The organism is Paraburkholderia sp. JHI2823 (genome assembly GCF_038900695.1).
Taxonomy (GTDB): domain Bacteria; phylum Pseudomonadota; class Gammaproteobacteria; order Burkholderiales; family Burkholderiaceae; genus Paraburkholderia; species Paraburkholderia mimosarum.
On sequence record NZ_JAYMRY010000024.1, the window covers coordinates 77,312 to 95,591 of the forward strand.

Sequence of the window (18,280 nt, forward strand, 5' to 3'; positions counted from 1 at the left end):
GTGCTGCAGATGGCGCGGCGCGCACTCGTGCGAGTGGCGGACCGTCAGGAAGTTTGCTGGTCGCGTGCGGCCGCGTCGGGTACCTGAGCACCCGGCAGGCGCCCGAACATGTGCTGGCTGCATTTCGCTTCGCGCCATGCGGCGCCCGGCTTCAGGCCCGCTAGCACCTGGCGTGCGAGCGGCAGGATCTGCTCGCCGGCCAGCATGCCCAGCAGGCCGAGCAACGCGATCGTGGGCGGTGCCGGCGACTGCACGCCGATCGCACCATAAACGACTCCGGCAAGGATGCCGGCGCATAGCGAAAGGAAATACGGCTTCATGTTGCGGACCTCGTTGACGGGCAGCAGGGTTGCACAGCGCTTGGGGAGAAACGCTTTGAAGCGTAGCGGGTTCGCGGGATCGAGAGAAGGCCGATTCAGATTATTTAAGGATCAATTTTGCGAATCAGATTATTTCCGGTTTTTTCATTATCGATTTTCTGGGTTTGCATGTGAAATGAATGCTGCTGGACAACAGCTTTCGCAGCGAAAACGTAGGTTGGCATCCACCCGATCACTCCGGCGAGGCGGACTTGCTCCGGCCGGTTCAATGGACATACAAATCATGACTAATCCGAAACTCGAAGTACTCACCCCGCAGAACAGCCAGCTCATCATCATCGATCAGCAGCCGCAAATGGCCTTCGGCGTGCAGTCGATCGACCGCCAGGTGCTGAAGAACAACGTCGTCGCCCTCGCCAAGGCGGCCAAGGTCTTCCGGATTCCGACCACGATCACCACGGTCGAGACGCAAAGCTTCTCGGGGTTCACGTATCCGGAACTGCTCGACGTGTTTCCTGACCACAAACTGCTCGAGCGCACGTCGATGAATTCGTGGGACGACCAGAAGGTGCGCGATGCGCTTGCCGCTAACGGCCGCAAGAAAGTGGTCGTGGCGGGCCTGTGGACGGAGGTCTGCAATACGACGTTCGCGCTCTGCGCCATGCTCGAAGGCGACTACGAAATCTACATGGTGGCCGACGCATCGGGCGGCACGTCCAAGGATGCGCACGATTATTCGATGCAGCGCATGATCCAGGCCGGCGTCGTGCCCGTTACGTGGCAGCAGGTAATGCTCGAATGGCAGCGCGACTGGGCGCGCCGCGAAACCTACGACGCGGTGATGGCGATTGCCAAGGAACACTCGGGCGCGTACGGCATGGGCGTCGACTATGCGTACACCATGGTCCACAAGGCGCCGCAACGCACGAACGAGCAGCATGAGCTGCTCGCCGCGGTGCCTGCGAAGTAAACGCGTTCTTCACGCTTGCGCAAGCGGGATGCGGCGCGCTCCCTGCTAAGGCGCCGCCTGCTTGCGCACACAAGGTAATACGGAAACAGCACGCGGAGCGTGCGCCCGGTGCTCGCGTTCGGGCAGGGTTTTTCATGTTGGCAGTCCAGTCCAGAAGAAGGCACGGCATATACCTCTTCTTGAGATAAGGACAACAAAATATTGCTGGCAAACAGCGTTCTGAACCGACTGTGAGAGTGATCGTATGGAACCTTATCTGGTGTCACTGGGTGCGGGCGTGTTGATCGGCGTGATCTACAGCGTGCTCAAGGTCCGCTCGCCGGCGCCGCCGCTCATTGCCCTGGTCGGGTTGTTGGGCATGTTGATCGGCGCGCAGGTCGTTCCCACCCTCAAGCCGTTGTTCGGCTTTTAATCGTATTGAGTCAAGCGAGGAAACGCAATGAGCGCCACCGGTAGCCAACCCGATCTCATTCTGCATAACGGGCGGTTCACGACATTGGACCGTTCGAATCCGGTCGCCACTGCGGTGGCGATTGCCGACGGCCGCTTCGTGGCGGTCGGCAGCGATGCCGACGTCGTCCCGCTCGCAGGCCGCGCGACGAAAGTCATCGATCTCGCTGGCCGGCCCGCGCTGCCCGGTCTGATCGACAATCACCTGCATCTGATCCGCGGCGGTCTCAACTACAACATGGAGCTGCGCTGGGATGGCGTGCGCTCGCTCGCCATCGCCATGGAAATGCTCAAGCGGCAGGTTGCGATCACGCCGGCGCCCCAATGGGTGCGCGTGGTCGGTGGCTTCACTGAACACCAGTTCGTGGAAAAGCGCCTGCCGACGATCGAGGAGCTCAACTCGGCGGCGCCCGATACGCCCGTGTTCATCCTGCATCTGTACGACCGTGCGTTGCTCAATAGAGCCGCGCTGCGTGTAGTCGGCTATACGAAGGACACGCCGGAGCCGCCGGGAGGCACGATCCTGCGCGATGGCGCAGGCAATCCCACCGGCCTGCTGCTCGCCAGTCCCAATGCCGCGATCCTTTACGCCACGCTCGCGAAGGGCCCGAAACTGCCGCCCGAGTATCAATACAATTCGACGCGCCATTTCATGCGCGAGTTGAACCGGCTCGGGGTGACAGGCGCCATCGACGCCGGCGGCGGATCGCAGAATTACCCCGACGATTACGAAGTCATTCGCAAGCTGCACGACGCGGGCGAGATGACGATTCGCATTGCTTATAATCTGTTCACGCAAAAGCCGAAGGCCGAGAAAGAGGACTTCGTGAACTGGACCAGCACGGTCAAGTATCACGACGGGACGGACTATTTCCGCCAGAACGGCGCGGGCGAGATGCTCGTGTTTTCGGCGGCCGACTTCGAGGACTTCCGCGTCGCGCGCCCGGAGCTTGCGCCCGAGATGGAGGACGAACTCGAAGGCGTGGTGCGCGTGCTTGCACAGAATCGCTGGCCATGGCGGCTGCACGCGACTTACGACGAAACGATCAGCCGCGCGCTCGACGTGTTCGAGAAGGTCAACAAGGACATTCCGCTCGCCGGCATCAACTGGTTTTTCGATCATGCGGAAACCGTGTCCGAACGTTCGATGGATCGTATCGCGGCACTGGGCGGCGGGATCGCGGTGCAGCACCGCATGGCCTACCAGGGCGAATACTTCGTGGAGCAATACGGCGCGCGTGCAGCCGAAGCGACGCCGCCCGTCGCGAGGATGCTCGAGAAGGGCCTGAAAGTCTCCGCGGGCACCGACGCGACGCGCGTGGCTTCGTACAACCCGTGGGTGTCGCTCGCCTGGCTGGTGAGCGGCAAGACGGTCGCCGGCCTGCGCCTGTATCCTCAGCGCAACCTGCTCGACCGTGAAACGGCCCTGCGCATGTGGACGGAATATGTCACCTGGTTCTCGAACGAGGAAGGCAAGAAAGGCCGCATCGCGGTTGGGCAACTGGCCGACCTGATGGTGCCGGACCGCGACTTCTTCGCGTGCGCCGAGGACGACATTGCCGATACCACCGCGCTGCTCACCGTGGTGGGCGGCCGGATCGTCTGGGGCGCGGGCCCGTTCTCGCAGCACGACGCGCCGATTCCCCACGCGATGCCCGACTGGTCGCCGGTGCGCCAGTATGGCGGCTATGGTGGCTGGGGCGCGACGCAGAACAACGGTGCGCCGCTGCAACGAGCCGCCGCGGCGGCGATGTGCGGCTGCGCGAGTGCGTGCAACATGCACGGTCATGCGCACGCGGGCGCGTGGGGTAGCGCGCTGCCCGTTTCGGACGCGAAGGCATTCTGGGGCGCGCTTGGCTGCTCGTGCTGGGCGATCTGAAATGGCGACAATGACCGCCCGCGGCAGTCCTGCATGGGTTCGCACGTTGCTTTCGCAGCCGTGGGTCGCGCCCCTCGCACGCCTTGCGCTCGTGTCGGCGTTCCTGATCGGCGGCATCGACAAGGCGATGAACTTCGGCGCGGCGATCGCCGAGGAGGCGCATTTCGGCTTGCGGCCCGCTGCGCTCTGGGCCGCGCTCGCGGTCGCCGTCGAGATCGGCGGCTCGCTGTGCGTGATTTTTCGTCGCTTCGTGTGGATCGGCGCAGGCGGCCTTGGCATTCTCACCATCGTCGCGATGCTGGTTGCCAACGACTTCTGGAACCAGACCGGGGTCGCGCGGTTCATGGCGCTCAACGGTTTTTTCGAGCACCTCGGCCTCGTCGCAGCACTCGTGCTCGCGACCCTCTGCAGCGAAGCGGAAGATGCTGCCGGTCGCAGCATTGTCTGATTCATTGAATAGTATAACGAAACAAACAGGGAATATCGTTATGAAACCCATCCGCTCGGCGTTGCTTGCCGTCATGATTGCGTGCGGTCTCGCCGCTTCGCCGGTGACCTTCGCGAAGCCGCCTGTCATGGACGCCGGAACGCCCGCCGTTGCCGTCGGTCCGCAGTACGACACGACGCACGTGTACGTCGCGCCCGAGGATTACGATCGCTTCACCGACAGCTTCGTGGCGACCTTCGGCGGCAGCAAGTCGAAGCAAGGCGTTTTCCAGGTGACGCCCACGCCCAGCCAGACAATGTCGCAACTCGTGTTCACGCCGGTGGGCACGATCTCCGTGTTCGGCTTCAAGACGCCCATGCCTTACCCCTTCGGCGCCGAGCGCACGGGCTACCTCGTGACCGACATGGACGCCGCGGTGAACGCGGCGCGCGCGCACGGCGCCGATGTGGTCGTCGATACGTTCCCCGACCCCATCGGCCGCGACGTGGTCATCCAGTGGCCGGGCGGCGTGAACATGCAACTCTACTGGCATACCCAGGCGCCGCACTACGACGCGCTGCAGACGGTTCCCGAGAACCGCGTCTACGTGTCGGCGCAGAGCGTGCACAAGCTCGTTCACGATTTCGTGAAGTTCTCGCACGGCAAGGTGGTGTCCGATGACCTCAAGGCGCCGGGCGTCGAAATCGGCCGGCCGGACGACACCTATCGGCGCATTCGCATCGAGTCGGGCTTCGGCAAGATGACCGTGCTCGTGACGGATGGCCATCTGCCTTACCCGTTCGGCCGGGAGACCACGGGCTATGAAGTCTCGAAGCTCGACGAGACGCTGCAGAAGGCGAAGGCCGCCGGCGTGACGGTGCTCGTGCCGCCGTTCGAATCGGACGGGCGCGAAGCCGCCATCGTCCAGTTCCCTGGCGGCTATGTGGCCGAGATCCACGCCAGCGTGGCGAAATGAAATCCGAGGACACGATCCTTGCCGCGATCGCCGGGTTTGTCGATACGTTGAGCTTCGTCGCGCTGTTCGGGCTGTTCACGGCGCACGTGACGGGCAACTTCGTGCTGATCGGCGCGGGCGTCGCGGGCTATGGCCAGGACATTCTGCTCAAGCTCATTGTGTTTCCCGCGTTCATCGGCGGGGTCGTGGCCAGCAGTGTGATGGTGCGTTCGCTCTCGGCGCGGCATGCACGCCACGGCGCGCGCCTGCTCCACGCGGTGCAGGCCGTGCTCATGCTCGGCTTTTGCCTCGCCGGTGTATGGGCGGCGCCGGTCGGCCAGCCCCACGGTGTCGCGGCGATCGTGGCTGGTGTCGTCGGCGCGTTCGCGATGGGTGTGCAAAACGCGCATCCGAAGCTGATCCAGCGTTCCGGTGTGCCCAACACGGTGATGACGGGCAACGTCACGCAAGCGATCCTGGACGTGGTCGACATGTTTGCGGCCGACGCGGCCGGGAGCGTGCGCGCGGCGGCCCGCTCGCGATTCGCGCAGACGGCGCCGGCCATCGTGGCATTCGCGATCGGCGCGATTGCGGGCGCGATGGGCTTTCGTCACCTCGGATTCTGGGCGCTGCTCGCGCCCGCGTGCGCGCTCGCGGGCCTTGCGCTGACCACCGGCGAGCACGAACGCGCGGCGGCACCGGGACGCATATGAGCGGTGCGGACGATTACAACCCCAAGCGGGGAATGACAAGGAAATCCATGGCATTGACCACGACGCGCGGACGTCGATTCGAAAAGACCGCAAGCCTGACCGCCATCGCCGGGCTCTTGCTGGGCGGCGCTAATGCGGCGCTCGCGGATCCGGCTGCTGCGCCCGTAGCAGACGTGACGCCCGCGGCCGGCGCTATCGATGCCGCCGGTGGCGCCGCGGCGGCGACCGCTGACGCGGCTGCTGCTGCGTGCAACGCCAAAAGGCCCGTCGTGCTGTTCAATCGCTGGCAGGAAGACTGGTCCGTGCTCGCCAACCCCTGTGTGCAGCGCGAACCGCTCGACGGCCTCAAGTACATTCCGCTCGGCGGCGACCCGTCTTCGTATCTCTCGCTTGGCGTGAACCTGCGTGAGCGCCTCGAAACCAATAATGCGCCGCTGTTCGGCATCGGCTCGGCGCAGTCGGACACCTATGTGATCCAGCGCGTGCAGGTCCATGCCGACGCGCATATCGCCGAACACTGGCAATTCTTCGTGCAACTCGAGGATGCACGCGCGTTTGGCAAGAACGTGGTGACGCCCGTCGACAAGAATCCACTGGATCTCGAGCAGGCGTTCGCGACCTGGACGGGCGCGGTCGGCGGCGGCACGTTCAAGTTCCGCGTAGGCCGGCAGGAGATGGCGTTCGACTTGCAGCGTTTCGTTTCGGTGCGTGATGGTCCGAACGTTCGTCAGGCTTTCGATGCGGTCTGGGCCGACTACGAATACCAGAAGTGGCGCTTCATCGCTTACGCGACGCAGCCGGTGCAGTATCGCAACGCGACGGTGTTCGACGACATATCGAATCGCGATCTCACCTTCAGCGGCGTACGCTTCGAGCGCCAGTCGCTGGGTCCGGGCGATGTTTCCGGCTACTGGTCGCGCTACAACCGCAGCAAAGCGCGATACCTCGACGCAAGCGGCCCCGAGCGTCGCGACGTTTGGGATCTGCGTTATACCGGTACGCACGGCAGCTTCGACTGGGACATCGAAGGCATGCTGCAAACGGGAACGGTCGGGAACAGCACGATCGGCGCGTGGGCGGTGGGTTCGATCGCGGGCTACAAGCTCGACCTGCCGTGGTCGCCCCACATCGGCCTGCAAATCGACGCGGCTTCGGGTGACCGGCATCCGCACGATGGCCGCGTGGAAACGTTCAATCCGCTGTTTCCGAACGGTTATTACTTCACGCTAGCCGGCTACACGGGATACACGAACCTCGTCCACATCAAGCCGTCCATTACGCTCAAGCCGGCGGCGAATCTCGCGCTGCTCGGCGCGCTGGGCTTTCAGTGGCGCGAGACGACCGGCGACGCGGTGTATCAGCAGGCGAGTCAGATCGTGCCGGGCACTGCGGGCAAGGGCAGCCTGTGGACGGGCATGTATGTGCAGTTGCGCGCCGACTGGACCATGGCCGCCAACCTGATTGGCTCGATCGAAGCCGTGCATTTCCAGGTAGGCAACACGATCCGTCAAGCGGGCGGGCACAACGCCGATTACGCCGGCGTGGAACTCAAGTACGGGTGGTAGGACTCGCATCGCGCGAGCCGCCGCTTTCAAAACCGGTGCGCCGGCGCCACGCGCCGGGCGTCATGCCCAGCACCTTGAGGAACATGCGACTCAAGTGACTTTGATCGGCAAAGCCGCACAGCGTGGCAATTTCCGAGAGCGTCATGCCGGTTCGTTCGACGAGCTGGCGCGCTTGTTCCGTGCGCTGTTCCAGCAGCCACTGGTGGGGCGTTTTCCCTGTCGACCGGGAGAACGCGCGAATGAAGTATCCGCGCGAGAGATTGCATTCGCGCGCGATGTCGGCAATGGAGGCGTTCGCACGCGTTTTATCGAGCAACAGTTCCTTGGCGCGGGCCTCGTTGACGGCAGAGAGCGCACCTCTCGCGCGCTCGCCGCCCGAACCGAAATTGCCGTACTGCCGCGCGAGATGGGTGCCGATGGCAAGCCCGACCTGCTCGACGAAAAGCCGGTTGAGCGGCCCGGCGACTTCGAGATTTTCCGCTAGCGCGCGCGCCAGATGCCCCAGCACGGGGTCTTTCGGATCGGGGCCACACGTCAAGCCCCCAATCGCGGGAATATTGTGTTCGTCCTCGAGCCGGGTGAGAAACGAACGCGAGAGCTCGACGAGGACGAAATCGAAGCTCCCGTACATGTCCGCTTGATACGCTTGCGAAAAATCGCGGATATAGATCGAGTCGACTTCAAAGCGCGTGTCGAGAGCACGCGCGCCCTGAAAAATCTTTCTCCGGTGGCCGTTGGCCAGCGACACCCCCACCAGAAAGCCGCGCTCACACGCATCTGTCGCCACGCGGCTCAAGTCGGGCTCTGCCATGCATTTGCGGTAAAAGTTAATATCCCCACTGTCGAAATGGATGTTTTTCCGCAATTTGCTGGAAACACACCCCAGATTGTCTTTTGGCGCGCTTGAATGACAGGTGATCGACTCTGGCGGAATCATGGACGGCGACCTTGAATCGGGGCAACCCCGGTGAATAGTCAGGGCGAAGTCAATACGGGTATGACCGGGTCGAGATGACTTTCATACCAGCGTGGCTTCGCAGCGGCAACGCGCTTCTCATCGCGCCAAAGGATGCGGGAATGAATGACGGTCCTCGCGAATGCAATTATCCCCGAAAAATTCTCCGCAAAAAAATGTACGTGTCGAGCCTCTTTCTTTCCGTCGGCGCGCGAAGGGTGGGCAAAGGGTGCGAAAATGCGGCGGACTTTTATTCAAGACGAATTGGTTACCGCTGATTACACTTTGCCCGAAGCGACACGCAGAACAGTCGCAAAGCGCGGCATTCGCGCGATAGCCTTCCGCCGGCCATCGAATTCGATGGCTATGGAGGCTTTGGAACCGGGTAGGATGAGCCTCGGTTCAAAACATTCGATTCAATCGGAATGACTAAACGAATGTTTAACAAGGGGTGTGTCGCGAAGCAATTCGCGCTTCACACGACTATTACCTGGAGATGACCATGATTCAGATCGGCGCGTTGCGGGTCAGTTTCGAGCGGCGCGAGATTTGGCGCAATGGCCTTTCCGTACGGATCGGGGCCCGCGCGTTCGATGTGCTCGAAGCGCTCTATCGTGCGCACGGGACACTGGTCTCGAAAGACGCGATCATGGACGCTGTCTGGCCCAATACCGTCGTCGAGGAAAATAGCCTTCAGGTCCACATCGCGGCGCTGCGCAAGCTGCTGGGCGCCGATCGCGATCTCATCAAGACCGTGCCCGGACGCGGCTATGTGCTCGTCGGCGCAGGCACGGAGAATAGCGGCGCGGCAAGCGGCAGCGCCGTCGCGCGCGAGGGCGCGTCGGCGCCGAGGGCTGCTCACCCAATCGGGCGTGAAAGCGAAATCGCGCTGATCCTGGCGCAGCTCGAAGTGGCTCCCGTGACCACGGTGGTCGGCGCGGGAGGAATCGGCAAGACCTGCCTTGCGCGGTACATCGCGAGCGAGATGCAAAGCCGGTTTGGCCGGGCGGTCTGCCTCGTGGAGCTGGGCAACGCGAGCTCGAGCGAAACCGTGCTCGCCACGGTGGCCGCGGCACTCGGACAGCACGCCGGTCCCGGCGAGACCTGCGAAGACGTCATCTCCCGCGCGGTGGAGGCGTCGAACTGCCTGCTCGTGCTGGACAACGCAGAACATGTGATCGATGTCGTCGCGAGCCTCGCCGACACGCTGGTCTCGCGCAACCACGCTGCGCGTCTGCTCGTGACGAGCCGGGAGCCGCTGCACATCAGGGGGGAATCGGTGCTGCGGCTCGAGCCGCTCGCCGTGCCTGCGAGCGGCCTGCCAACCGAGGCGATACTCGGGTGTTCGGCCGTCGCGCTCTTTCTCTGCCGCGCCCGCGCGCTGGCGCCCGATTGTGCGCGAGACGAGCCGAGCATCGAACGGGTTGCCGAAATCTGCCGGCGGCTCGAAGGCCTTCCGCTCGCGATCGAACTGGCTGCCGCGCGCGTGGCGACGCTCGGCGTGGAAGGCGTGGCCTCGCGCCTCGACGACCGGCTCAACCTGCTCACGGGGGGACTGCGCTCGACCTTGCCACGGCATCAAACATTGCGCGCGACGTTCGAATGGAGCTACACGCTGCTCGATGCCGCCTCGCGCACCTTGTTCAGGCGCGTGGGTTGCTTCGCGGGCACCTTCACATTCGAGGCGGTCTGCGCGGTGGCGGCCGAGCCCGGCATGTCGATTGCCGTGATCGTTTCGAGCCTTTCCGAGCTCGCGGCCAAATCCATGCTCAACGTCGAGTTTCACGGTGCCATTGCGCTGTACCGGCTCACCGAGAGCACGCGTGCGTATGCACTCGAAAAACTGCGCGACGAAGGAGAATCGCAGGTCATCGGCGCGCGCCATGTGCGCTATATGCGCGAGCGTATCGAAGAGAGCGGTTCTTTCGTCGCTCAGCCGGAGAACGGGCAAGACGCCAGCGCGCGCCTTTCGCTCGACGATGCACGCAACGCCTACGAATGGGCCTTCTCCGCGGACGGCGATCCCGCGCTGGGCGTCGCGCTGGCGGGCGCACTCGTGGGCACGCTCCTCGGCGCATCGCACGTGCGCGAATGCTGCGAGCGGGCGCGCCGCGCGCTCGCGGTGCTCGACAGTCTGCCCGCGGGCTCGGTGGATGCCGTATGCGAAATGAAGCTCTGTGCGGCCTACGCGTCCACGCTCATGCATGCGGGCGACAACGTAGGCACGGCGCTGTCTCTGTGGGAGCGCGTGCAACGGCTTGCGCGTGAGGCGGGCGATGCCGAGTTCGCGTCCGACGCGCTCTGGGGCCTGTGGAACACCATGCTGGCGACCGGCGATATCCATACGTCGCTGCGCTATGCCACGCGTTTCCAGCAAGCCGCCACGGCCAGCGATTCGCCGTGGCGACAATGGCTCGCGGAGCAAATGATCGCCATCTCGCTCCATTGTTTCGGCGAGCACGATCAGGCCCGCGAGCGTCTCGAACGCACGGTGAACGCCATTAGCGGACTGGGCTCGCGCAATCCGGCGCGCGGCTGGCTGTCGGTTTGTCCACTGATCTACGCGTGCGGCACGCTTGCGCGCATTGCGCTGCTGCAATGCGATCCGGCGCGCGCGATGCAGCTCCTCGAACGCACGCTGGAGCTGATCCGCGGCGATATGCTTGAACCGTCGCTGTGCCATGTGCTCGCCGTCGCGGCCGTGCCCATTGCGCTCGATTGCGGCGAACACCAGGCCGCCGCAAACTATCTGGCCTTGCTGCGCTCACAGGCGGCGAGCCATCGTCTGGAGATCTGGCTGGACTACGCCGAGTGTCTGACCGCGAAGGTCGACATGATGGCCGGGCGCGGCGAGGCCGCGCTCGAACGGCTCGAGCCGGCGCTTCGACGGCTCGCTGCGCGCGGCTTCCGGCGCGTGGTCACGCCGTTCGTGGTGTTGCACGCCCAGGCGCTCGCGGGTGCGGGCCGCCTCGATGAAGGCCGTGTGCTGCTGGACGAGACCATCGTGTCCGCGAGGGCAAATGGCGAGCGATTCTTCGAGCCGGAGCTGCTGCGCTCGCGCGGCTGGCTGGAATTGCAGCGTGCGAAGCTGCCGGGTGCTTCGGCAAAAGAAGCCGCGCAGCGCGTAGCGGAGGGGCAGAGGCTCCTTGGCGCTGCCATGGAACAGGCGAATGCCGATGGCGCGCCGCTTTGGGAAATGCGCGCCGCGCTCGATCTGGCCGTGCATCTGATCGAAACGGGGAACGTTACGCGCGCCGCCGCTCTTATCGATGGCATGACCGCGCGCGTGGACATTGCATCGAAGTCGCCGGACGTTTTGCGCCTTGTGAAGCTCGCGCAAATGCTCGACGAGACCGGCGCTTGCCTGGCCAGGCCTGCGCCGCAGGCCGCCATTGCTTCGAGCGCCACCACCTGAATCGTTCTGCTTCAGAAACTTTCAGCTCACGCCAAGGACTTTAGAACGCTCCGTCACTAAGCTGCCATCAGGCATGCGGCGAAGATCGACCACGTCTAGCAGATCGCCGCATCGCCATCCAATACAACGCGCAGTGACATCGCCCGGCGCACGCGGGAGCGATGCAACGACGGAGAACCAGCATGAGCACGCAGCAACTCGATACGTCCATTCCCTCGGCGTCGCGCCGCAGGCTGCTTTCGGCGAGCGCAGGTGTGGCAGGCGCAGTGGCCGCCATGTCGAGCGTCGCGGCCGCCGCGACCGGCGCCGCGCCGCAAGCGCATGGCACGGGTCACCACCACGGTGGCGGGTACGTGAGCGCGAAGGACGGCACGCAGATCTACTTCAAGGATTGGGGCACGGGCGTGCCCGTGGTGTTCTCGCATGGCTGGCCGCTTTGCGCGGATGCGTGGGACGCGCAGATGCTCTTCCTCGTGAACCAGGGCTACCGCGTCATTGCGCACGATCGCCGCGGGCATGGCCGCTCGGGCCAGCCGTCGGGCGGCAACGATATGGACACCTATGCAGACGATCTGGCTGCGGTACTCGATTCGCTCGACGTGAAGGGCGCGATGCTCGTGGGCCATTCCACGGGCGGCGGCGAGGTGGCGCACTACATTGGCCGCCACGGCGAGAAGCGCGTGGCAAAGGCCGTGCTGATCGGTGCCGTGCCGCCGCAAATGGTCAAGTCGGCGAACAATCCGAATGGCCTGCCGATGTCGGTGTTCGACGGTATTCGCGCCGGCGTGGCCGCGAACCGCTCGCAGTTCTACCTCGATCTCGCGACGCCGTTCTACGGCTTCAACCGTCCCAATGCCAAAGTCTCCCAAGGGCTGGTGCAGGACTTCTGGCGCCAGGGCATGGCGGGGTCGATCAAGGGCCAGTATGAGTGCATCAAGCAGTTCTCCGAAGTCGACTACACCGAAGACCTCAAGAAGATCAGCGTGCCCACGCTCATTCTGCACGGCGACGACGACCAGATCGTACCGATCGACGATTCGGCGAAGCTGTCCGCGAAGATCGTCAGAAACGCGACGCTCAAAGTGTATGCCGGGGCGCCGCACGGCATGTGCAGCACGCACGTCGATCAGGTCAACGCAGACCTGATCGCTTTCCTCAAGTCCTGACACGACGCACGCCGTTCCGGGTGACGCGCGTGAAGACGCGCGTCACCCGGAACGCTTCAAATCGAGAACACACGAAGGCGTCGATGAGCGCACCTGATCAACCTGCCCGCATCGCCGACCTGGTGATCTACAACGGCAAGATCGCAACCCAGGACGAACGCCGCTCGTTCGTCGCGGCACTGGCCGTGGCCGACGGCAATATCGTGGCGAGCGGCAGCGAGCGCGATGTCATGCTATGGGCGCGCGCCGACGCGCGCCGCATCGACCTGAACGGCCGCACCGTGATTCCGGGGCTCAACGACTCGCACCTGCACATGATCCGCGGCGGGTTGAACTTCAACATGGAACTGCGCTGGGACGGCGTGCCGTCGCTTGCCGACGCGCTCGACATGCTGCGCGCCCAGGTCGCGCGCACGCCCGCGCCGCAATGGGTGCGCGTGGTGGGCGGCTGGAACGAATTCCAGTTTGTGGAGAAGCGCGGACCCACGCTCGAGGAAATCAATGCCATCGCGCCCGACACGCCGGTTTTCATCCTGCACCTCTACGACTGCGCGCTGCTCAACGCCGCGGCATTGCGCGCGGCCGGCTATGACCGCGGCACGCCCAATCCGCCGGGCGGCGAAATCCAGCGCGACAGACGCGGCAATCCCACCGGCATGCTGATTGCGCGGCCGAATGCGGGACTGCTTTACGCCACGCTGGCGAAAGGCCCGAAGCTCGGCTTCGACGATCAGATGAATTCGTCGCGCCAGTTCATGCGGGAACTGAATCGCCTGGCGGTGACGAGCGCCATCGATGCGGGCGGCGGCTATCAGGCCTGGCCCGACGACTACGCCGTCGTCATGGAGCTCGCCAAACGCGACCAGTTGACCGTGCGTATCGCGTACAACCTCTTTACGCAGAACGCGAAACGCGAGATCGAGGACTTCGCGAAGTGGGCGAAGGCCACGCGTCCCGGCGAAGGCGGTGATTTTCTCAAGCTCAACGGCGCGGGCGAGATGCTGGTGTTCTCGGCGGCGGACTTCGAAGACTTTCTCGAACCGCGTCCCGACCTGCCGGGCGAGATGGAAGAGGAGCTTGAAGATGTCGTGCGTCTGCTCGTGCAGAACCGCTGGCCGTTCCGCCTGCACGCGACCTACGACGAGTCGATCGACCGCTTCCTGAATGTATTCGAGCGCGTGAACGCCGACACGCCGTTCAATGGCCTACGCTGGTTCTTCGATCACTGCGAGACGATCTCGGATCGCAACATCGAACGTATCGCCGCGCTTGGCGGCGGCATCGCCGTTCAGCACCGCATGGCTTTTCAGGGCGAGTATTTCATCGCGCGCTACGGCACGCAGGCCGCGGCCCAAACGCCGCCCGTGCGCAAGATGCTCGAAGCCGGTCTGCCCGTGGGCGCGGGTACGGACGCCACGCGCGTGGCGAGCTACAACCCCTTCGTTTCGCTCTACTGGCTCGTTTCCGGACGCACCGTGGGCGGCACGCCCATGTATGCGCCGCGCGACCGCCTCGAACGCATGGAGGCGCTGCGCCGCTATACAGTGGGCAGCGCGTGGTTCTCGAACGACGAGACGCGAAAGGGCGCGCTCGTGCCGGGGCAATTCGCCGATTTCGCCGTGCTGAGCGACGACTTCTTCACGATCGGCGAAGAGGACATCAAGCACCTGACTTCGGTGCTCACCGTAGTGAACGGCCGCGTGGTCTACGCCGACGCCGAGTTCGAAACGCTCGCTCCGCCTGCGCTGCCCGTGAGCCCGTCGTGGTCGCCCGTCGCGGAGTTCGGCGGCTATGCGCGCTACCGTCCCGTCACTGCGAACGACGCGCTCGCCCAGTCGTGCAGCAGCGCGTGCGCGAACCTGTGCGGCGTGCACAAGCACGCGCATGGATGGGCGTGGCGCAGCAACGTGCCCGCACGCGATGCCAACGCCTTCTGGGGCGCGCTCGGCTGCAGTTGCTTCGCGTTCTGAGCAGCGCGCGCGTAGCGCCATGAATCTATCGACGCAACCGTGTGAACGCGGCGTGAGGCGTCGGATCACAAAGAGAGGAGGCAGGCATGTGGACATCATCCGGTGCAGCGAGCCTGGAAGTGGCCGGTGTGCGCATTCCGTCCACGTCGCTGGCGAGGGCAGCCGAGGAGAGCGCCCGCGCGTCGCTGCCGGCAGTGCTGCTCGGCCACGCGAAGCGCGTGTTCGTGTTCGCGGCATTGAGCGCCAGGCGCGACGGCCTTGCGTGCGACGCGCAGACGCTCTATGTGAGCGCGTTGTACGCGAACATGGGCCTGAGCGCGGCCTACGCGCATTCGACCATGCGCTACGAGCTGGACAGTGCCGACGCCGCGCGGCGGCTTCTGCATCATCACGGCGCGAGTGCGCGCGAGCAGGACGAAGCGTGGCTTGCGATCGCGCTGCACACCTCGCCGGGCATCCCGGAGCGCATCTCCCCGCTCGCGGCCGTGCTCGCGGCGGCGGTGAGCACCGACCTCGTCGCCGCGCAGTTCGATTCCTATACGGGCCGCGAGCGTGCCGGAGTGCTCGCCGCGTATCCGCGCGGCAAGGGCTTCAAGGACGCGATCATCGGTGCGATGGGGTACGGCATGAAACACCGGCCGCAAACGAGCTTCGGCACGCGCAACGCCGACCTGCTCGACCGCATCGATCCGAACTATTGCCGCGAGAACTTTTGCGGGAAGATTCTTGGCTCGCAATGGCAGGACCACGCGTGAAGGCGCAGCCACGTCTTTCGCGCATTTTGGGCGCAATGCCGACTACGTCGGCGTCCGGGCTCGGCTGGCAGACCATGGCATGGCAAGAGAAAAGATGCACACACAACCCTATAGTCTCGAACTGGTGCGGCTCGCCGCCGCGGCGCGTGCGAATATCGATGACGCGCGCGTCTGGCGCTGGTACGCCGATCTCATGGAAGACGATCGCGTGAGCTGCATGCGAATCCGCAACGGCTGGCGGATCACCGTCGACGGACGCTCCACGGTGGAGGACGAGTCGTTCGATTGCGCGGTACGCCGCGCCGCGCAGATGTGGAGCGACATCGCACAGGCCCAGGTCAAGCTGAAACGCCGCCGCAAAACCGCAGCGAAGACGCAAACGTTCGAGGTTCCGCAACTTTGGTGATTCGGGCAAACGCTTTAGTCTCACGCGCTGCGCCCCCATTGTGCTGCGGCAGTCGAATGTGCGAGCGCGCGGTGCGATACGAAGCCGGCGGTCCTGCCGGAGTATCTGGCTGATTGCGCGTCGCGAACGCTAGCCGACGATGCCGGCCACTCGCAGCTTGCGCAGCCGGGCGGTTTTTTTGTGCTGGTGCTCCTCGATGCGCACCAGCACATCCCTCAGGAAAGCTAATGTTTCGAGAATGTATGGCCCCTTGTTGAGCATCACGCACTCGGCGCGGCTGCCCATCGCCGCGTCGCTGACTTCCGCGCGTGAAGGCATGCCTCCCTTGGCGAGCGATTCGAGCACCTGGGTGGCCCAGATGACCGGCACGTGCGCGGCTTCGCATAGCCACAGGATTTCTTCCTGCACTTCGGACAGGCGCTCGAAACCCACTTCCACGCCCAGATCGCCGCGGGCGATCATCACGGCGATGGGCGGATGCCGCATCGCGCTCAGCAAAAGCTCCGGTAGCCGGCTGAATGCGGTTTTCGTTTCGATCTTGAGGATGATGCCAAGGTGCGACGCGTCGAGCCGCGCGAGCTCGTGCAGCAGGTCGTCGATGTCGTTCGCGCGCTGAACGAACGACATGGCGACGGCGTCCGCATGCTGCGCGACGAACGCGAGATCCTCGATGTCTTTGGGCGTCAGTGCGGGTAACGCAAGATTCGATTCCGGCAGGTTGATGCCCTTCCCGGACCGAAGTTTCGCCGTACCCCCTGCGGTGCCTGTGATCTCGACCCGCAAACGGTCGTCGACGATATCGCGAATCACACCCTGGATCTTGCCGTCGTCAAACAGGATCGGCTCGCCGATACGCACGCCGCCGAACACCTCGGCGAGCGCACACGAGACGAACGCCGGTTGCGCGACGCGGCCCTCGTCGTCGTAGATTGCATCGCGCCCGGGCGCCTCGCCTCGAACGACTTCCAGGACATCGCCGACCCGCAGCGAAATCCATTGTTCGACTGCCGGCAACGCGCCCACCTTTCCCTTGACGATCAACGACTGCCCTCGCCGCAATACGAAGCGCAGTCCGGGAATGACATAGGCCGACCTGTCGGTTTCGCATAGACACTCGCCAGGACGAACTTCGATGACGGCAAGCACACGCTCGCGGCCGCGCGCATCGACGAATGCAATGCTGTCGCCCGGTTTCGCGTGGCTGAGGAGCGACGCTTCGACCGGAATCGACGGAACATCCCCATCGCATCCCGTGATGTCTTCCTCCGTTAGCCGCACACGGGCGAGACGGGTCACTTGCCCCAGCGCGTTGCGGCTCGGCCGCAACTTGAAGACGGCCGGACCGGGCGCAATGGGACCGGTACGGAGCTTTGGGCCCGCGAGGTCGAACGAAATCAGGCATCGTTCACCAAGCTCGCGCTCGGCGTGGCGAAGATGCTCGACCATGCGCTGCCAGATCGCCGGGGAATCGTGGGCGCAATTGATCCGCATGATGCCCATGCCCGCTTCGACGAGTCGGCGAATCAGATCCGGATCGTCGGCCGCCTCCCCGGGCATCGTGACCATGATCCGGGTCCGGCGCCCTTGTGGCCCGGCGCCCAGGATCGCTTCCGCGTGCGCTTCGAGCAAGGCTGGGCCGCTATCGAAGGTGATCGACGGATCTTCGATAACATCGGTGGGAACGGGTTCGGCCAGCAGCGTGTACAGCACGCGTAGCACGGCCTGCAGCGAGGCCATGACGCGCGACTCCATGCGTCCCAGCGAACTGAGCCCGAGGCGCGCGAGATCGTCCTGAAGGGCTCGCACGTCATGGCGACGCACCGCGAGGTAGTGGACCAGATTGACCGTGCTGGCCCGCATCGAGGCCGCCGCGAGGTCGAACGCTGCGCAAGATCCGTGCTCCGCTGCGAGGGCGGCGAGCCGCAATTCCTCGACGCCGTCTTTCACTTGCGCGAGCCGGGTCTCCCAGGCCAGGGCGTTCCCGGTTTCTTGCGTGCTATTCATCGCAGGCCACTCCCACGTGGACCATCATGTTCCGTCCGCCGTCAACGCCAATCCCGGCTGCGGGCCAAACTTTCACCGTAGTCAGGCAGCATGACAGTTGCATGAATTGCCACCATTGCCGCGCTACCGCCAATTCCCGTTCGCAAACGCGTTGAATGCCAGGCGGGGCACGGGTTTCCGATCGGTCACGTTTTGCCGCGCGCGAAGGGGTAGCTGACTTGTCATGCCAGACTTTCTTGAATTGCCCGTGCAGTAACGTATCCTGCGGTCAGTATGCACCTGGCTTTTCCCTCTGTTGGCCAGTCCCGCGCGGTCGCCGCAAGCGCCGGC

Annotated in this window: 16 protein-coding genes; 13 read left to right on the top strand and 3 right to left on the bottom strand. The window is 64.5% G+C overall.

Features of this window, described 5'->3' with window-relative positions:
- Positions 1 to 44: 44 nt before the first annotated feature.
- Positions 45 to 320 (bottom strand): DUF1427 family protein, encoded by a 276-nt coding sequence (locus VSR34_RS23855; protein ID WP_028212236.1) that lies wholly within the window; start codon positions 318 to 320, stop codon positions 45 to 47.
- A 283-nt stretch (positions 321 to 603) separates the two neighbouring features.
- On the opposite strand from VSR34_RS23855, the gene VSR34_RS23860 reads away from it, so the two are divergent.
- The 7 genes from VSR34_RS23860 (at position 604) to VSR34_RS23890 (ending at position 7,279) form a co-directional block, all read left to right on the top strand.
- A complete protein-coding gene (locus VSR34_RS23860; protein WP_028212235.1) occupies positions 604 to 1,290 on the top strand; it encodes a hydrolase in 687 nt (228 codons plus the stop codon).
- A 244-nt stretch (positions 1,291 to 1,534) separates the two neighbouring features.
- On the top strand, positions 1,535 to 1,702 hold the full coding sequence (locus tag VSR34_RS23865; protein WP_036019146.1) for a DUF1427 family protein: 168 nt from the start codon (positions 1,535 to 1,537) through the stop codon (positions 1,700 to 1,702).
- A 27-nt stretch (positions 1,703 to 1,729) separates the two neighbouring features.
- Positions 1,730 to 3,619 (top strand): amidohydrolase, encoded by a 1,890-nt coding sequence (locus tag VSR34_RS23870; RefSeq protein WP_028232171.1) that lies wholly within the window; start codon positions 1,730 to 1,732, stop codon positions 3,617 to 3,619.
- Between the two features lies 1 nt (position 3,620).
- Positions 3,621 to 4,067 carry a DoxX family protein gene (locus tag VSR34_RS23875; RefSeq protein WP_342963726.1) on the top strand — a complete coding sequence of 149 codons (447 nt, stop codon included), beginning with the start codon at positions 3,621 to 3,623 and terminating at the stop codon, positions 4,065 to 4,067.
- A 40-nt stretch (positions 4,068 to 4,107) separates the two neighbouring features.
- Positions 4,108 to 5,022, top strand: a complete 915-nt coding sequence (locus tag VSR34_RS23880) for a glyoxalase/bleomycin resistance/dioxygenase family protein (protein ID WP_028232173.1) — start codon at positions 4,108 to 4,110, stop codon at positions 5,020 to 5,022.
- Positions 5,019 to 5,714: a YoaK family protein gene (locus VSR34_RS23885; RefSeq protein ID WP_028212231.1), complete on the top strand. Its 696-nt coding sequence runs from the start codon at positions 5,019 to 5,021 to the stop codon at positions 5,712 to 5,714. Before VSR34_RS23880 ends, VSR34_RS23885 begins: the two co-directional genes overlap by 4 nt.
- 47 nt (positions 5,715 to 5,761) lie before the next feature.
- Positions 5,762 to 7,279 carry an alginate export family protein gene (locus VSR34_RS23890; RefSeq protein ID WP_028212230.1) on the top strand — a complete coding sequence of 506 codons (1,518 nt, stop codon included), beginning with the start codon at positions 5,762 to 5,764 and terminating at the stop codon, positions 7,277 to 7,279.
- On the opposite strand, the gene VSR34_RS23895 is transcribed toward VSR34_RS23890, so the two are convergent.
- Positions 7,263 to 8,216 carry a helix-turn-helix domain-containing protein gene (locus VSR34_RS23895; RefSeq protein ID WP_051390916.1) on the bottom strand — a complete coding sequence of 318 codons (954 nt, stop codon included), beginning with the start codon at positions 8,214 to 8,216 and terminating at the stop codon, positions 7,263 to 7,265. The two genes, VSR34_RS23890 and VSR34_RS23895, sit on opposite strands and share 17 nt — an antisense overlap.
- A 144-nt stretch (positions 8,217 to 8,360) precedes the next feature.
- Here VSR34_RS23895 and VSR34_RS23900 point away from each other — a divergent pair, with 144 nt between their 5' ends.
- The 6 genes from VSR34_RS23900 to VSR34_RS23925 all read left to right on the top strand — a co-directional run bounded on the left by VSR34_RS23900 (position 8,361) and on the right by VSR34_RS23925 (position 15,946).
- Positions 8,361 to 8,663, top strand: coding sequence for a hypothetical protein (locus tag VSR34_RS23900; RefSeq protein WP_155836864.1), 303 nt, complete (start codon positions 8,361 to 8,363; stop codon positions 8,661 to 8,663).
- Between the two features lie 73 nt (positions 8,664 to 8,736).
- Complete coding sequence (locus tag VSR34_RS23905) at positions 8,737 to 11,649, top strand: winged helix-turn-helix domain-containing protein (protein ID WP_042291404.1); 2,913 nt, start codon at positions 8,737 to 8,739, stop codon at positions 11,647 to 11,649.
- A gap of 182 nt (positions 11,650 to 11,831) precedes the next feature.
- Positions 11,832 to 12,815, top strand: a complete 984-nt coding sequence (locus VSR34_RS23910; protein ID WP_028212229.1) for an alpha/beta hydrolase — start codon at positions 11,832 to 11,834, stop codon at positions 12,813 to 12,815.
- Positions 12,816 to 12,898: 83 nt separating this feature from the next.
- Positions 12,899 to 14,785, top strand: a complete 1,887-nt coding sequence (locus tag VSR34_RS23915) for an amidohydrolase (RefSeq protein ID WP_028212228.1) — start codon at positions 12,899 to 12,901, stop codon at positions 14,783 to 14,785.
- A gap of 86 nt (positions 14,786 to 14,871) precedes the next feature.
- Positions 14,872 to 15,540 carry a phosphohydrolase gene (locus VSR34_RS23920; protein WP_028212227.1) on the top strand — a complete coding sequence of 223 codons (669 nt, stop codon included), beginning with the start codon at positions 14,872 to 14,874 and terminating at the stop codon, positions 15,538 to 15,540.
- Between the two features lie 94 nt (positions 15,541 to 15,634).
- On the top strand, positions 15,635 to 15,946 hold the full coding sequence (locus tag VSR34_RS23925) for a hypothetical protein (protein WP_155836863.1): 312 nt from the start codon (positions 15,635 to 15,637) through the stop codon (positions 15,944 to 15,946).
- 129 nt (positions 15,947 to 16,075) lie between these two features.
- Here the strand turns inward: VSR34_RS23925 and VSR34_RS23930 are convergent, their stop codons facing one another.
- Positions 16,076 to 17,950, bottom strand: a complete 1,875-nt coding sequence (locus VSR34_RS23930) for a pyruvate kinase (protein WP_342963727.1) — start codon at positions 17,948 to 17,950, stop codon at positions 16,076 to 16,078.
- Positions 17,951 to 18,280 lie beyond the last annotated feature (330 nt).

Bases quoted from the DNA above. Each gene is read 5' to 3' on its own strand.
- VSR34_RS23855 (WP_028212236.1), bottom strand. From the start codon at position 320: ATGAAGCCGTATTTCCTTTCGCTATGCGCCGGCATCCTTGCCGGAGTC.
- VSR34_RS23860 (WP_028212235.1), top strand. From the start codon at position 604: ATGACTAATCCGAAACTCGAAGTACTCACCCCGCAGAACAGCCAGCTC.
- VSR34_RS23865 (WP_036019146.1), top strand. From the start codon at position 1,535: ATGGAACCTTATCTGGTGTCACTGGGTGCGGGCGTGTTGATCGGCGTG.
- VSR34_RS23870 (WP_028232171.1), top strand. From the start codon at position 1,730: ATGAGCGCCACCGGTAGCCAACCCGATCTCATTCTGCATAACGGGCGG.
- VSR34_RS23875 (WP_342963726.1), top strand. From the start codon at position 3,621: ATGGCGACAATGACCGCCCGCGGCAGTCCTGCATGGGTTCGCACGTTG.
- VSR34_RS23880 (WP_028232173.1), top strand. From the start codon at position 4,108: ATGAAACCCATCCGCTCGGCGTTGCTTGCCGTCATGATTGCGTGCGGT.
- VSR34_RS23885 (WP_028212231.1), top strand. From the start codon at position 5,019: ATGAAATCCGAGGACACGATCCTTGCCGCGATCGCCGGGTTTGTCGAT.
- VSR34_RS23890 (WP_028212230.1), top strand. From the start codon at position 5,762: ATGGCATTGACCACGACGCGCGGACGTCGATTCGAAAAGACCGCAAGC.
- VSR34_RS23895 (WP_051390916.1), bottom strand. From the start codon at position 8,216: ATGATTCCGCCAGAGTCGATCACCTGTCATTCAAGCGCGCCAAAAGAC.
- VSR34_RS23900 (WP_155836864.1), top strand. From the start codon at position 8,361: ATGACGGTCCTCGCGAATGCAATTATCCCCGAAAAATTCTCCGCAAAA.
- VSR34_RS23905 (WP_042291404.1), top strand. From the start codon at position 8,737: ATGATTCAGATCGGCGCGTTGCGGGTCAGTTTCGAGCGGCGCGAGATT.
- VSR34_RS23910 (WP_028212229.1), top strand. From the start codon at position 11,832: ATGAGCACGCAGCAACTCGATACGTCCATTCCCTCGGCGTCGCGCCGC.
- VSR34_RS23915 (WP_028212228.1), top strand. From the start codon at position 12,899: ATGAGCGCACCTGATCAACCTGCCCGCATCGCCGACCTGGTGATCTAC.
- VSR34_RS23920 (WP_028212227.1), top strand. From the start codon at position 14,872: ATGTGGACATCATCCGGTGCAGCGAGCCTGGAAGTGGCCGGTGTGCGC.
- VSR34_RS23925 (WP_155836863.1), top strand. From the start codon at position 15,635: ATGCACACACAACCCTATAGTCTCGAACTGGTGCGGCTCGCCGCCGCG.
- VSR34_RS23930 (WP_342963727.1), bottom strand. From the start codon at position 17,950: ATGAATAGCACGCAAGAAACCGGGAACGCCCTGGCCTGGGAGACCCGG.